The 14,230-nt window shown below is 41.3% G+C and carries 14 protein-coding genes; 9 read left to right on the plus strand and 5 right to left on the minus strand.

Annotated features, from left to right (window positions below; translation table 11 throughout):
• The first annotated feature begins 1 nt into the window (after position 1).
• A complete protein-coding gene (locus ACP69X_RS17160) occupies positions 2 to 1,501 on the plus strand; it encodes an extracellular solute-binding protein (RefSeq protein ID WP_426052904.1) in 1,500 nt (499 codons plus the stop codon).
• A 45-nt stretch (positions 1,502 to 1,546) separates the two neighbouring features.
• On the opposite strand, the gene ACP69X_RS17165 is transcribed toward ACP69X_RS17160, so the two are convergent.
• Together ACP69X_RS17165 and ACP69X_RS17170 are read right to left on the minus strand one after the other, a co-directional pair.
• Entirely contained in the window at positions 1,547 to 2,389 is an 843-nt protein-coding gene (locus tag ACP69X_RS17165) for an aldo/keto reductase (RefSeq protein WP_196770536.1), read from the minus strand.
• 10 nt (positions 2,390 to 2,399) lie between these two features.
• Complete coding sequence (locus tag ACP69X_RS17170; protein WP_041086727.1) at positions 2,400 to 3,587, minus strand: MFS transporter; 1,188 nt, start codon at positions 3,585 to 3,587, stop codon at positions 2,400 to 2,402.
• 155 nt (positions 3,588 to 3,742) lie between these two features.
• Between ACP69X_RS17170 and ACP69X_RS17175 the strand changes: the two genes are divergently transcribed.
• On the plus strand, positions 3,743 to 4,114 hold the full coding sequence (locus ACP69X_RS17175; protein ID WP_003217763.1) for a winged helix-turn-helix transcriptional regulator: 372 nt from the start codon (positions 3,743 to 3,745) through the stop codon (positions 4,112 to 4,114).
• A 38-nt stretch (positions 4,115 to 4,152) separates the two neighbouring features.
• On the opposite strand, the gene ACP69X_RS17180 is transcribed toward ACP69X_RS17175, so the two are convergent.
• Positions 4,153 to 6,453 carry a helix-turn-helix domain-containing protein gene (locus ACP69X_RS17180; RefSeq protein WP_426052905.1) on the minus strand — a complete coding sequence of 767 codons (2,301 nt, stop codon included), beginning with the start codon at positions 6,451 to 6,453 and terminating at the stop codon, positions 4,153 to 4,155.
• A 231-nt stretch (positions 6,454 to 6,684) separates the two neighbouring features.
• Here ACP69X_RS17180 and ACP69X_RS17185 point away from each other — a divergent pair, with 231 nt between their 5' ends.
• From ACP69X_RS17185 to ACP69X_RS17215, 7 genes are all read left to right on the plus strand, one after another.
• The gene (locus ACP69X_RS17185) at positions 6,685 to 7,650 is read left to right on the plus strand and encodes an ABC transporter permease (RefSeq protein ID WP_041086723.1); all 966 of its coding nucleotides are present in this window, start codon (positions 6,685 to 6,687) and stop codon (positions 7,648 to 7,650) included.
• Positions 7,651 to 7,668: 18 nt separating this feature from the next.
• Positions 7,669 to 8,781, plus strand: coding sequence for a glycoside hydrolase family 88/105 protein (locus tag ACP69X_RS17190; RefSeq protein ID WP_305960978.1), 1,113 nt, complete (start codon positions 7,669 to 7,671; stop codon positions 8,779 to 8,781).
• Complete coding sequence (locus tag ACP69X_RS17195) at positions 8,778 to 9,302, plus strand: hypothetical protein (protein WP_041086719.1); 525 nt, start codon at positions 8,778 to 8,780, stop codon at positions 9,300 to 9,302. The genes ACP69X_RS17190 and ACP69X_RS17195 overlap by 4 nt, the downstream gene beginning before the upstream one ends.
• A gap of 17 nt (positions 9,303 to 9,319) precedes the next feature.
• Positions 9,320 to 10,609 carry a Gfo/Idh/MocA family protein gene (locus ACP69X_RS17200; protein ID WP_073978717.1) on the plus strand — a complete coding sequence of 430 codons (1,290 nt, stop codon included), beginning with the start codon at positions 9,320 to 9,322 and terminating at the stop codon, positions 10,607 to 10,609.
• Between the two features lie 26 nt (positions 10,610 to 10,635).
• Positions 10,636 to 11,319 carry a YesL family protein gene (locus tag ACP69X_RS17205; protein WP_338527379.1) on the plus strand — a complete coding sequence of 228 codons (684 nt, stop codon included), beginning with the start codon at positions 10,636 to 10,638 and terminating at the stop codon, positions 11,317 to 11,319.
• A gap of 54 nt (positions 11,320 to 11,373) precedes the next feature.
• Entirely contained in the window at positions 11,374 to 11,685 is a 312-nt protein-coding gene (locus ACP69X_RS17210; protein WP_041086712.1) for a rhodanese-like domain-containing protein, read from the plus strand.
• 99 nt (positions 11,686 to 11,784) lie between these two features.
• The gene (locus ACP69X_RS17215) at positions 11,785 to 11,967 is read left to right on the plus strand and encodes a sporulation protein Cse60 (RefSeq protein ID WP_041086710.1); all 183 of its coding nucleotides are present in this window, start codon (positions 11,785 to 11,787) and stop codon (positions 11,965 to 11,967) included.
• Between the two features lie 43 nt (positions 11,968 to 12,010).
• On the opposite strand, the gene ACP69X_RS17220 is transcribed toward ACP69X_RS17215, so the two are convergent.
• Together ACP69X_RS17220 and opuD are read right to left on the minus strand one after the other, a co-directional pair.
• Positions 12,011 to 12,535 carry a CbrC family protein gene (locus ACP69X_RS17220; RefSeq protein ID WP_075611787.1) on the minus strand — a complete coding sequence of 175 codons (525 nt, stop codon included), beginning with the start codon at positions 12,533 to 12,535 and terminating at the stop codon, positions 12,011 to 12,013.
• Between the two features lie 132 nt (positions 12,536 to 12,667).
• A complete protein-coding gene (opuD, locus tag ACP69X_RS17225; RefSeq protein WP_041086706.1) occupies positions 12,668 to 14,200 on the minus strand; it encodes a glycine betaine transporter OpuD in 1,533 nt (510 codons plus the stop codon).
• Between the last annotated feature and the right edge of the window lie 30 nt (positions 14,201 to 14,230).

The raw sequence follows: 14,230 nt of genomic DNA on the forward strand, positions 1-14,230 counted from the left end.
TATGGGGAGAAAGAAATTATGGCTGATTGCGTTTGTCCTGTTATTTGCAGCAAGCGGTATTTTGTCAGCATGTTCAAGTAAAGGGGCAAACTCATCAAATGAGAAGGTTGATTTAGACAAAAAGGTAAAGCTGACATGGATGGCGATTTTATATCATCAGCAGCCGCCGAAGGATTCCGTTTTAAAAGAGATTGAGAAGCTCACAAATACAGAGCTTGATATTACATGGGTGCCTGATGCTGTAAAGGAAGATCGGTTAAATTCCGCACTTGCAGCAGGGAATTTGCCGCAAATTGTGACGATTCAAGACATTAAAAATTCGTCTGCGATTAATGCGTTCAGATCAGGCATGTTTTGGGAAGTCGGTCCGTATTTAAAGGATTATCCAAATTTAAGTAAGATGAACGAACTGATTAATCAAAACGCCTCTATAGACGGCAAGCTTTATGGCATCTATAGAGAAAGACCACTTTCAAGACAAGGGATTGTCATTCGAAAGGATTGGCTTGAAAATTTAAATTTGGATACACCAAAAACATTGGATGATCTATATGAAGTAGCCAAAGCCTTTACTGAAAAAGACCCGAATCAAAACGGAAAAGCAGATACAATTGGCTTTACGGATCGGAACGATTTAATTTATGGAGCATTTAAAACACTTGGTTCATATGAAGGTATGCCAACAGACTGGAAAGAAGAAAACGGGAAATTCACGCCAGACTTTATGACAGATGAATATATGAATACAATGAAATACATGAAAAAGCTGCGTGATAATGGCTATATCAACAAAGACTTCCCAGTAACAAGCAAAACACAGCAGCAGGAATTATTCTCACAAGGAAAAGCAGGCATCTATGTTGGAAATATGGTAGATGCCGTGAACCTGCGAGATGATGCGACAGATAAAAACATGAAAGTAGATATTATTAACCGAATCAAAGGCCCAGATGGCAAAGAACGTGTGTGGGCATCAGGTGGTCATAATGGCATCTTCGCATTCCCTAAAACAAGCGTGAAATCAGAGGCAGAATTAAAGCGGATTTTGGCCTTCTTTGACCGCATTGCCGAAGAAGATGTATATGGTCTCATGACGTACGGTATAGATGGCCAGCATTATAAGAAAGAAGAAGGGAATACATTTGTCAGGGAAGAAAGCCAAGTGAAAGGCTGGCAGACAGATGTACAGCCGCTTGTCAGTCTTGTAGGAATTGATAAACGTTACTTGAAAAATAAAGGGGATGCAGTTCGTTCTAAATATGAAGAGCTAGAAGAAGACAATAAAAACATCATCGTTGCCAATCCTGCTGAAAGCCTGTATTCAGAAACAGCATCAGAGCGTGGAAACGAATTGAAGAAAATCATTGATGATGCGACGTATAAGTTCATTCTTGGAGACATCAGTGAAGATCAATTTCAGAAAGATGTAGAGAAGTGGAAATCAAATGGTGGGAATAAAATCATAGAAGAATATGAGGCTTCCTTTAAAAAATCAAAATGATTAATAGGAACACCCCCGCAAAGCAAAAAAGCGGGGGTGTTTTGATTAAAAGTCGAAGTTGTCTGGATCTGGACCGATACGTTTGTTTTCATTTAAGTCAGTAAGACGTTTCATATCTTCATCAGATAAGACAAAATCAAATATATCAGCGTTTTCTTTTAAACGATGTGCTTTCGTTGATTTTGGGATGGTGATGACACCTTTTTGTACATCCCAGCGCAAAATAATTTGAGCAGGTGTTTTACTGTACGTGTCTGCGAGCTCTGTGATCAGCGGGTGATGCAGCAGTTCACCCTGCATCAGCGGTGACCAAGCTTCCATTTGAATGCCATGAGAGTTCAAATACGTATAGAGTGTTTCCTGCGTTAGCTTTGGATGAAATTCTACTTGATTGATAGCTGGTTTGATATCTGCATCTTTTAATAGCTCGTCTAGGTGATGAGGCTGGAAGTTACTCACTCCGATGGCTCTGACCTTTCCTTCACGATACAAGGTTTCCAGTGCACGCCAAGCTTCTTTGTATTTTCCTTCAACCGGCCAATGGATTAAATACAGATCAAGGTAGTCAAGCTGAAGTTTTTTCAAGCTTTCTTCGTATGCATGAAGGGTAGATTCATATCCTAAATCGGCATTCCACACTTTTGATGTGACAAAAATGTCCTCGCGGCGCAGTCCTGTTTCTGCTAAACCAAGCTGTATGCCTCGTCCAACACCTTCTTCATTTCCATAAATAGCCGCTGTATCAATACTGCGATAGCCTAATTGAATGGCTGTTTTGACAGCATCAACTAATTCTGCTCCATCTTCCACCTTGAATACACCAAGGCCAAAGCCTGGCATGCGGACTCCATTGTTTAATGTTTTTGTACTTTGTAAATGTTCCATAATAAAAACTCCTTTAGATAGTTTGTATTTGTTCTTTTTGTTCCATTTGATAACTAATCATCGTAAGAATGGCTGCGATGAGGACCATGATGCCGCCGACCCAGCCTGTATGCACAAGACCAAGTGAATCTGTCACGATGCCGCCTAAAAATGAGCCAATGGCAATACCGGCATTAAAGGCAGCGATATTCATAGCAGATGCGACGTCAACTGCTCCAGGGGTGTATCTTTCGGCAAAATCAACGACGGCTACTTGCAGTCCAGGTACATTCATGAAAGCAAACAGCCCCATCAGCATGACGGTTCCAATGCCTAACACTGTGAATCCTGCAGTGAAGCTAAGAATAAACAAGATGATGCTTTGGATAATAAACATATAGATCAGTGCTTTCATTGGCTGTTCATTAGCAGCTTTTCCGCCAATGACATTTCCAGCTGCGATCGTGATGCCGTATAAAAGCAGGATCAACGCCACAGCCCCAGGCGCAAGACCTGTCACATGCTGCAAGAGAGGAGATAAATATGTGAAGACGACAAAGGTTCCTCCATACCCTGTGGCTGTAATGACAAATAAAAGCAAGATTCTTTTTGTTTTTAATAGGACAGCCTGATCTTTAAAAGATGTTTTCACACCCTGCTTTAATTGAGACGGAACAAGTAAATAGTTGGATATCAGTGCGATCAGACCAATGATCACAATCACACCAAATGATGTCCGCCAGCCGAACTCATGACCAAGAAATGTCCCGAATGGCACACCTGTCACAGTCGCTACTGTTAAACCAGTGAACATAAAGGCAATGGCGCTTGCCCGTTTTTCTTTCACGACAAGGCTTGCAGCAATCGTAGAGCCAATGGACATGAAGATTCCATGGGACAAGGCTGAAATCACCCGGCCGATTAACAGCACTGAAAAGGTCGGGGCAATGGTGGCAAGTGTATTACCAATCAAAAAGACGAGCATAATGAGCAAAAGTAATGTCTTTCTTTTCATCGTGGAAGTAAGGGAAGTCAATATAGGCGCTCCAAATGTCACACCAAGTGCATATAAAGAGACAGTCCAGCCTGCCTGACTGACGCTCACTCCAAAGTCCTCTGAGATCATTGGCAAAAGACCGACACTAATGAACTCAGTTGTTCCTATAGCAAAAGCACTAATCGCTAGTGCGAGCAGAGCAAAATGGTTTTGCTTTTTCTTCATCAGTAAGTTCACATCCTTCTGTGATGACATTTTGATAGACGAAGCCGATCGGCAAGAGTTATTATCTAACATAGATGACGAAAAAAAAAGTACGTACTTTTTTGTAATATAGGTACTAAAAAGTGCCTGTTCGTACAAAGAGGAGTGAATATTCGATGGAAAAGAAAAAATATAATATCTCTGTGGAAGCAACGCTTGAGGTCATAGGCGGGAAGTGGAAGTGTGTGATTTTATGTCATTTGACACATGGGAAAAAACGTACGAGCGAATTGAAGCGGCTCATGCCAAACATCACACAAAAAATGCTCACGCAGCAGCTACGAGAGCTTGAAAGTGATGGCGTCATTAACCGGATTGTCTATGAACAGGTACCGCCAAAAGTGGAATATGAATTAAGTGAATATGGACAGTCGCTCGAAAGAATTCTCAATGCGCTATGCGATTGGGGAGCAGCTCATATTGAACGTGTGTATGGAGAGCCGCTTTCAGTGCTGGAAGACAGCATCTTAAATGAACAGTTTAAATAAAAGAGCCCCGCTTTCTTGTGAGAGCGGGACTCTTTGTCTTACGTGCCTTTTTTCTGGTCGCGGTATTTCCCAGGAGTAGTACCTTCTAGCTTTTTAAAGGATCGGATGAAATTTTGCGGGTTTTTATATTTCAGTTTTTCCGAAATTTCTTTGACGGACATATCGGTTTCTACTAGCCAGTTTTTAGCGACATGGTGTCTGTAGGAAGAGAGATATTCACTAAAAGAGATATCCATTTCCTTTCTGAAAATACTGCTTAAATAATTGGGATTGTAATGCAGGCGTGTGGCGATTTCATCCAAGGTGAGATCTGAGTCGAATTCTTGATGAATAATATGAATGATTTTTTCTGAGATGTTTTTGTATTGTGAGTCTTCACGTGCAGCAAGCTGGTCAATAATTGGCCGGATGATCTCATGTTTCAGCCATGCTTCTGTATCTTCAAAGGTTTTAAATTCAAAAATCGTATCATAGAGCATTTTGTTGTCTTCGACCTCAAATAATTCAATACCCAGCAAATGCATCAGCTCAATTAAATTGTTTAAAAAACGAGCGAGGGCGATCTGGTATTCGTGCGGTCCGGCATTTTTAGAGAAAATGGATTGCAGGAGCACATGTAAATAGTGATCCGCTTTGCCTTGATCGCCAGCTTTCACCGCATCAAATAAATCATGCTGCAGCTGCTTTGGAAAATGGGTTTTGAACGTCTTTCCTTGCTGGATATGCTCATATAAGATAATGGATTTTTTCTCTGCTTTGAGTCTGTATTTTAAGGCTTCTTTTCCTTCAATGTAAGCGTGTTTTGCCATCGTAAGCTCCTTAAACTGGCGGCTGATCCCAATGCTGATCGATAAACCGAGCTCTTCTTCGATATGCTGCTGAATGGTTTCTGCTAATTGGTTTAAATATTCAGTAAACTCTTCGTCTGACTTTGAGTGGTTAAGGATAATCGTTGTTTGATGTTCATTGACAACGGTTGGCTGAAGGTGTTCCTCTTGCGGAATAATCTGCTCGATCAGTCCATTGATCGCAAATAAAAGCAAATCAGCATCTTTTTTTTCATAAGGTGTTCCTTTTAACGTATCGATTTGGGTCACGAGCATGGACAAATGAGACCAGCCCTGGGGAAAGCCTAAGCTTTGGAACCGGTTGTTTACTTCTTCATCTGTCAGCTTTCCAAGCAGCAGCCGTACCATAAAGTATTGCTGTAAGTGTGTCACTTGCTGCTCAATCCGTTCCTCTAAATCATTGTTTTGATCTTTCATTTGTTTAATACTTGATTCAATCAACTCAAATTCATTTTGAAAAGGCTGTTTTTGCAAAAATGATTCATTGCGTGCAAATGACTCGTATAATAAGCGGATTGGTTTATAAAAGTGTCTGGAACCAAACCATGAAAATAGTAATGAAAGCGCTAACAAAATAGTGCAGATAATAAAGGTAATCCACCCGATTGATTTCGTTTGCTGTTTAAGTTCTGGAATAGAAACAAAGGATAGGTACGTCCATTCATTATAATCTGATTTTTGAAATGTGATTTGATAGTTGAGTTCGTCGATCTTCATATCAAATTGTCCTGATCGTTTTTCAAGTGAGAGCACATGCTTGACGAAATCTTGATGTTTCAGCGATTCACCAATTTGTTCTTTGCGATTATGTAGCAGCACTTTTCCGTTTGTATCGATGACAAACATGCTATCTGATTGAGAGAAGTCAGGCATGTTATCAGCAATCACGCAGCTTGGAATGCTGGCGACAGCGATTCCCTTTTTTTGAACGCTGTTCATAGGCAGTTGTTTGATTAAATTCACATTGTACTTGCAAAAGGATGCTTTACCTTCTTTAGTCGCAACAAGTGGATTATTCTCTTCAAGTGCCCAGCTGGAGTGACTTGGTATATTGAGGTAAGAGGTCAGCGCTTTTTCTTGGTCTTCGCTTGTGACATGATAAAGCCCCGAATTGTTCATGTACCAGTCTTCCATTTTACTGACGAGTGTAATATTGGAAAGGTCGGTGTCAAAGGTTTGCAGGTAGTTCAGTTCCTGCTGTACTTGATTATAAAGCTGGAATTGGTCTGGATTTAAAGGTTCTGCCAGTGTTTGAAGGAGAGGTGGCGAACTGACATAGTGAGTGAGAGAATGATCAACAGTTTTTAAAATATGCTCAATAGTGGATTGCGTTTGTTTGACGCTGTCGAGCTTTTCATTTGAGATATTTTCAAGTGCTGTTTTTTGCGAATGCTGATAAGAAAAAATGCCGACAATGATAACAGGAATCGTACTAAGTATGAAAAAAAACGTCACAAGCTTGTAATAAAATTTATACTGCTTTCTTTTCATAAAACCCCCCATTTCAAACGAAACAATCTTTTCCCCTTAATTTATTAATCCAAAAATCTGGTAGGTTTGTCAATAATCATTTTCTGAGATTAGGATCATTTTCTTATGTTTTATGTAACGTTTTGAGTAGCTTCACCTATGAAAATATGATCTGTTGATATGATTGTAGACGGATTTTTCATCCTTAAGATACAGTTAACACATGCATCAGCATGAGGGGAGGCTTTATCAATGAAAACAGAGGATGTCACTGCCAAGGGTATGCGTGCGGCAGCTTTGAAAAATGAAAAAAGAAAGCGCTTACTTAATCAGCTGCTTAGTCAAAAGTTTTTGTATTTAATGATTTTGCCGGGGCTCATTTATTTTCTTGTTTTTAAATATGTGCCAATGTGGGGGCTCATCATTGCCTTTCAAGATTACCAGCCGTTTCTCGGTATTCTTGGCAGTGAGTGGGTTGGCTTCAAACACTTTATTCGCTTGTTTACAGAACCAACATTTTTCATCTTATTAAAAAATACGCTGATTTTATTTGCCATGAATGTTGTGATTTTCTTTCCAATTCCGATCTTGTTAGCCCTTCTTTTAAATGAAGTGAGATTGGCATTGTTTAAGAAATTTGTACAGACGATGATTTATATCCCTCACTTCATGTCATGGGTCATTGTCGTGTCCTTATCTTTTGTTTTGTTAACAGTAGATGGCGGGTTAATTAATGAATTGATTGCTTTCTTTGGAGGGGAAAAGATTAACTTCCTTCTTAGTCAGGAATGGTTTAGACCGATGTACATTTTACAGGTGATCTGGCGGGAAGCAGGGTGGTCGACGATTATTTATCTTGCGGCGATTACAGCGGTAGATCCGCAGCTATATGAAGCAGCAAAAATGGATGGTGCGGGGAGATTGAGACAAATGTGGCACATCACACTTCCAGCCATCAAAAGTGTCATTGTGGTTCTGCTTATTTTAAAAATTGGTGATACGCTTGAGCTTGGCTTTGAGCATGTCTATCTATTACTGAACGCAACGAACCGGGAAGTAGCGGAGATTTTTGATACCTATGTCTATACAGCAGGTCTTAAACAAGGACAATTCAGTTATAGTACCGCTGTTGGTTTATTTAAAGCAGCCGTTGGACTTATTTTGGTCATGCTGGCAAACCGTTTAGCGAAGAAATTCGGGGAAGAAGGTATTTATTAAAAAGGGAGATGAGGAAGAATGACATTATCGATTGAAAAGGGATCACCGCTTGAGCATGCAGAGAAATTAGCACAAACCATTATGAAAGCGTATACACCAATTGAGCTGCCGCCAGCTGGAAGGTGGCATTATCATCAAGGCGTTTTCCTTTGCGGCGTTATGAAGCTATATGAGGCAACAGGGAACGAGGCTTATTTCGATTATGTGAAAAACTATGCGGACTCACTTATTGATGAGTACGGAAATCTATTATTTCGCAGGGATGAGCTTGATGCCATACAAGCAGGGCTCATTTTATTCCCTCTTTACGAACGAACGAGAGAGAAGCGGTATGTGCTCGCAGCGGAGAAGCTGCGCGGACTCTATCGTACGCTAAACCGCACGTCTGAGGGCGGATTTTGGCATAAAGATAATTATGCTTATCAAATGTGGCTCGATGGTCTCTACATGGGCGGTCCTTTTGCCTTAAAGTATGCTCAGCTTAAAGGTGAAGAGTCACTTGTGGATATGGTCATCCATCAAGAGCATCTCATGAGAAAGCATACGAAAGATGAACAAACGGGTCTATATTATCACGCGTGGGATGAACGAAAAACGATGCCATGGGCTGATCAAAAGACCGGCTGTTCCCCAGAGTTTTGGGCAAGATCGTTTGGCTGGTATGTCCTTGCATTAGCAGATATGATCGAGGACCTGCCCGAGCAGCATGAAATGCGGAAGGTGTGGAAGGAAACACTGACAGACATGCTGGAAAGTGTGGCAGAGTACCAGGATCAAAAGACAGGTCTCTGGCACCAAATCATTGATAAAGGAAATCACAGTGACAATTGGCTTGAAAGCTCGGGATCGTGTTTATTCATGTACGCCATGGCAAAGGCCATGAATGAAGGGTATGTGGACCTCCGTTATGTTGATCATGTGGTCAAAGCATATCAAGGCTTGATTCAGCATAAGACGGCTGAGAAAGAAAATGGTGATTTTACCATCAACGATATCTGTATTGGAACATCTGCAGGATTTTATGATTATTACGTTGGAAGAGAGCGGAGCACAAATGACTTGCACGGGGCAGGCGCTTTTATTATGGCGTTAACTGAGCTAGAAAAGCTGTCTGTTTTTCAAAAGGCATGAGAAGGCAAAAAAGAGCCGTCGTATGGCTCATCAGTTTCATTGCTGCCTTTTGTTTATCTGCCTGTCAGGGGAAAACAAACGGTATCGATGTCCTGATTTTTTCTGATATGTCAAAGGGAATGAAGGATCAATTAGTGGAGAAGGCTTTTCAGCCGGAACAAGAGACTTATAGCGTCCACATCTTTCCGGCGATTCCTGAAAAGCTTCTTGTTGAAATTACCTCAAAAGAGGGGGACGTGATGCTTGTCCCAGAAGAAATGTTTAGAACGTATGATGATCCTGAAAGCTTTCAGCTGCTGGAAGAGATGGAAATAGGTGATCAAGCAGCAGGACCATATACGGTCGAGGACAAAAAGACAGGGAAAACGGTCGATTATGCAGTTCAAATCAATAAAGGAAAGAAAAAACTCAACGGCTATACCTTTCAATTACACCGAGATATGGTCGCTTTCATTCCCGTATATGCTGACAAGACAAAAGAGGCGCTATCTCTCATGAAACAGCTTCGTGAAAACCAATAGAAAATGGGGTGAGGAATGTGAAACGGGTCGTGATTTGCGGGCTAAGTCATCGTGCGTTCAATATGTTTATTCAACCGCTTACAGAGGATTTCAATGAGCATTATAAGATTACAGGGCTCCTAGATATAGATCATCAGCGGTATACACTTTGTCAGGAGCGTTTTCCATCACTCCGGGGCGTTTCGTTTTTTCATGAAGATGCATTTGATCAGATGGTCAAGAAAGCAAAACCAGATATCGTCATTGTGGCAGGCAGGGATGATACACATGTCACGTATATCATGCAGGCACTTGACCATGATCTAGATGTCATCACCGAAAAGCCGATGGTGACAACAGCAAAAGACGCCAAAAAAGTGATGGAAAAAGAAGCAGAAAGTAAAGGAAAGGTCACGGTCACCTTTAATTATCGTTACAATCCTTTCCATCGAAAGATAAAAGAACTGATTCTAGACGGGAAAATTGGAAGGGTCACATCCGTTGAACTGAGCTGGCTTATTGATACGTATCATGGTGCTAGTTATTTCAAAAGGTGGAACCGTACACGTCAATTTTCTGGCGGACTGTCTATTCATAAGTCGACGCATCATTTTGATCTGGTCAACTGGTGGATTGATCAAAAGCCGAAGCAAGTATTTGCCTACGGGGCGCTGAACTATTACGGCAGCGAAAGCCCTTGGAATCCCTTGCACGGGGAGGAAAAAAGATTTTGCGGAACATGTCATGTGAAGGATATTTGTCATTATGAAGCAAGGTGGAATCCGCGGGTTGAGCGCTCGAAGGTGGAGGACGATCATATTGAATCCGATCAGCAGCAAACGCCGCAGTACTCAAATTATCGTCCGGATGCGTGCATTTTTGATCAGGAAATTGATATTGAGGATACATATGTGGCGTCAGTCGTTTATGATCAAGGGGCTCTGCTCAGCTATTCGATTCAATTCTCAGCCCCATATGAAGGCTATCGTCTGGCTATTAATGGGACGAAGGGGCGTATTGAAACAAATGAGTTTCATGTGCCATCAAGAATTCCTTTTCAATTCCCAGAACAAACAATTTCTTATTACCCGATGTTTGGATCAAAGGAGACGATTGAAGTCGTAAAGCAGTCAGGTGGACATGGAGGAGGAGATCCTCTGCTTTTGGCTGATTTATTTATAGGAAAAGATCCCTTGATTCACTATGACATTTTAGCAGGTGCAGAGGCTGGTGCTTATTCGATTGCACTTGGGGAGGGCATGTGGCGATCTGTCGCAGAAAAACGCCCAATTGAAATTGATGAATTGTTTCATAAAGAGAAGGTGTAAAGAGAAAGAGAGGAGGGGGAAAAGAGATGGATCATGATGGTTCAATGAGCAGAATGCTGAGGATGTGTGAGTGGGTGATGAGACTCGCCTATACGAATTTGTTATGGCTTTTGTTCACCATTCTAGGGCTTGGGATTTTTGGCTTGATGCCTGCGACCACTGCGTTATTTTCCGTAATGAGAAAGTGGATTCAAGGGCATGAGCAAGTCAATGTATTCCGCACTTTTTGGAAGGTATACCGTGAGGAATTTGTCCGCTCTAACATGATTGGAGTGGTGCTGTTCCTCATTGGAACGATTATTTATGTCGATCTTGCTTATATTTATCCGACGAGCTGGCCCTTACATGTGCTTCGCTTTGCTATATATATTTTTGGTTTTCTGTTTATTGTGAGCTTATTTTATATTTTTCCGCTGCTTGCTCATTACGATTGGAAAAAACGTCTCTATCTGAAATTCTCTCTTCTGCTTGGTGTGTCATATTTGCAATATACACTCTCTATGCTTGTTTTCTCGGCTGTGCTGTTTGTTCTGTTTGCTTATTTACCGGGAATCGTGCCATTTTTTAGTGTGAGCATACTCGCCTACGGTCATATGTGGCTGGCCTATCAAGTCTTTAAAAAGGTTGAGTTTGAAAGTGAGTACGAGACAGCCGAAGTGAAGAAGCGGCTGCCGTCTTTCCTTCAATCGAAGCGGGTGAATACGCAGTGAAGTGAACCATCTGCTATAATGGTGTCACCGTGATGAAAAGGAGAGATGAGACTCGTGGCAGTGAAAGAAATTTCAATAGAAGAATTAAAACAAAAGCTGGATCAGGAAGAAGCTATTCAGCTTGTCGATGTACGTGAGGATGAAGAGGTAGCAGAAGGGATGATTCCTGAAGCGGTCCACATCCGAATGGGAGATATCCCTGAGAAGCTGGATGCATTCGATCAAACGCAGGAATATTATATTATTTGCCGCTCTGGTAAACGTAGTGAAAATGTCTGCTATTACCTAGAAGATCAAGGCTATCAAGCGACCAATGTCGTTGGCGGGATGCTTGCTTGGACAGGAGAAACAAAACCGAAGTTATAAATTGAAGACCTTTCATCGTTAGGATGAAAGGTTTTTTGTTCATATGCCTCTCTCTATGTGCATAAAGATAGAGTAGCGAGAGAAGGGAGAGTGGCATAGGTGCTAAAGGTAGCTGTATTTGATGAAGAGCATGAGAAAGATTTGCAAAGTGAAATCAATCATTTTTTAAAAGGAATGGATGACGACCAAATCATTGACATCAAGTACAATGTAGCGGTGATCTGTGAGCAGGGAGGCGACCAGCTCTACTGTTTTTCTGCACTCATTTTATATAAAAAATAGACGGCATCAAAAAGGACCTGCTTGAAGGGTCCTTTTTCTTTGGTTAGCTGGCGTCAATATATAAACGGTGCTTTTTGCAGTGAACACATTGGAAGAGGTAGCCTTGTAAGTCTCCTCCGTTGACGAGCCATTGCTTTAGGTTTTCTTTCGTTAATCCTTCGCCGCTGCAAATGTCTTCGATATCCTCGGCGAGTTCTTCCTCTAAATGTTCAATCTCTTTCCAGCCGACATACTGGACGATTGCGCAAAAATCTCCGCAATGACTTAACCAATATTCCTGCTGCCATCCGCGATAGCCTGGCGTTCTGAAGATCAGCTCATCGATATATTCCTCTTGATCGACGTCATCACAGCTTGCATCGTCTTGAAAGGTTCCATTGTATTTTTTCGCCGCTGATCCATCTTTAATGCACCAAGGACAAATTCCCTCCACATCTTCAACAGCATAAAAAGGGCCATGGTACACATAATCTCTTTCTTTCTCACAAACAGGACATGTCGTATGCTCTTTTTTAATCACGTTTAACAAAACTGGGTCTGGGTTGTACTTGAACGTAGGTAACGTCATATAAACCTCCATTATGTAGAAAGTGATGATTCAACACTATTTTAAAGGAATCCTCAAGCTCGAGACAATCTTAAATTGTTTATATAGAAAAAAGCCGTTCGGATGAGGAACGGCTTTTTTTCTCGCTTGCGATTATGCTTTTTTTACTCTTGGACTTCTTGGTTTATTGACTTTATTGGCTTGTTTGATGATTCTTCGTTCATCATTTAGTGATTTATACAGCGAGACAATCATCAATATGATGACAACGGAGAACGGCAAGGCTGCGAGCTTGGCTGTATTTTGCAAGGCTTCAAGTCCCCCTGAAAATAAAAGCACAGCAGCAACAGCAGATTGGATAATGCCCCAGCTGACTTTGACACTGCCAGGAGGGTTTAATGATCCGTAGGTTGTCTGCATTCCAAGCACAAATGTAGCTGAATCAGCCGATGTAATAAAGAATACGGCGATTAAAATGAGTGCTAGTATCGATGTAATCATCGCCAGCGGATATTCATTCAGTACACCGAAGAGCATCGTTTCAGTTGAAAGGCCTGCAACATCGACAATATTCTTTTGCTGTAAGTCCATTGCAGACACGCCGAAAATCGAGAACCATAGGAATACTAGGATGGAAGGAGCCACTAAGACACCCACTAAAAATTCGCGAATCGTTCGCCCGCGTGACACTCTAGCGATAAAGATCCCGACAAATGGTGCCCAAGAAATCCACCATGCCCAATAAAAGATCGTCCATCCATTAATCCATTCTCTCTTTTCAGGATCATTGGGAGATAGACGGAAGCTCATTTGAACAATATTGGATAAGTATTGTCCAATCGAGTCAGTAAATGAATTTAAGATAAAAACAGTTGGACCTACCAAAAGTAAGAAAAACATCAGAACAGCTGCTAATACCATATTGATATTACTTAAGTATTTAATGCCTTTTCCAATCCCTCTTAAAGCAGATACAAGGAAAAGCACCGTCACAATGATAATGATGATCAATTGTGTGCTAAAGGTATTTGGAATATGAAAAAGGTAATTCAATCCACCATTTATTTGTGCCGCGCCTAATCCTAGGCTTGTCGCAACACCAACCACGGTTGCAAATACCGCAATACAATCGATGGTTTTACCGATCCATCCGTGAATTTTATTTCCTAAAACGGGCTGCAGTGTTGCACTGATTAAGCCAGGTGCGTCTTTTCTAAATTTAAAGTAAGCAATGCAAAGTGCAACAATGGCATAAATAGCCCATGCATGAAGCCCCCAGTGGAAAAATGTATAGCGAAGGGAATCACGGAAGGCCTGCGCAGTTTCAGTCTCCCCTGTTGGTGACTGAATAGCATAGTGGCTGATTGGTTCAGCTGCTCCGTAAAAAACAAGACCAATTCCCATACCGGCACTAAATAGCATAGCAAACCAAGAAAATAAACCAAATTCAGGCTCTTCCCCCGGTTTTCCTAGCGTAATCTTACCGATTGGGCTAAAAATAAAGAATAGACAAAAGCCGACAAGCAGTGATACCACTAACAAGTAATACCAGCCAAAGTCATTTGTAATGTATGTTTGAATTTGATCTGTGACATTTTGCAATGTGTCTGGAGAAAACGCTCCCCACATCACGGCAACAAATGTGATCGCAATCACAATCCAAAATACACTTGATACGTTTTTCACACCATCTCACTCTCCTGTTGTTCTACACGT

It is taken from the genome of Bacillus sp. DC4300-2b2, from assembly GCF_049895685.1.
Taxonomy (GTDB): Bacteria; Bacillota; Bacilli; order Bacillales; family Bacillaceae; genus Bacillus; species Bacillus safensis.

What these genes read in the sequence shown, in the direction of transcription:
- ACP69X_RS17160 (WP_426052904.1), top strand. Translation starts at nt 2, where the DNA reads ATGGGGAGAAAGAAATTATGGCTGATTGCGTTTGTCCTGTTATTTGCA.
- ACP69X_RS17170 (WP_041086727.1), bottom strand. Translation starts at nt 3,587, where the DNA reads ATGAAGAAAAAGCAAAACCATTTTGCTCTGCTCGCACTAGCGATTAGT.
- ACP69X_RS17175 (WP_003217763.1), top strand. Translation starts at nt 3,743, where the DNA reads ATGGAAAAGAAAAAATATAATATCTCTGTGGAAGCAACGCTTGAGGTC.
- ACP69X_RS17180 (WP_426052905.1), bottom strand. Translation starts at nt 6,453, where the DNA reads ATGAAAAGAAAGCAGTATAAATTTTATTACAAGCTTGTGACGTTTTTT.
- ACP69X_RS17185 (WP_041086723.1), top strand. Translation starts at nt 6,685, where the DNA reads ATGAAAACAGAGGATGTCACTGCCAAGGGTATGCGTGCGGCAGCTTTG.
- ACP69X_RS17190 (WP_305960978.1), top strand. Translation starts at nt 7,669, where the DNA reads ATGACATTATCGATTGAAAAGGGATCACCGCTTGAGCATGCAGAGAAA.
- ACP69X_RS17195 (WP_041086719.1), top strand. Translation starts at nt 8,778, where the DNA reads ATGAGAAGGCAAAAAAGAGCCGTCGTATGGCTCATCAGTTTCATTGCT.
- ACP69X_RS17205 (WP_338527379.1), top strand. Translation starts at nt 10,636, where the DNA reads ATGGATCATGATGGTTCAATGAGCAGAATGCTGAGGATGTGTGAGTGG.
- ACP69X_RS17220 (WP_075611787.1), bottom strand. Translation starts at nt 12,535, where the DNA reads ATGACGTTACCTACGTTCAAGTACAACCCAGACCCAGTTTTGTTAAAC.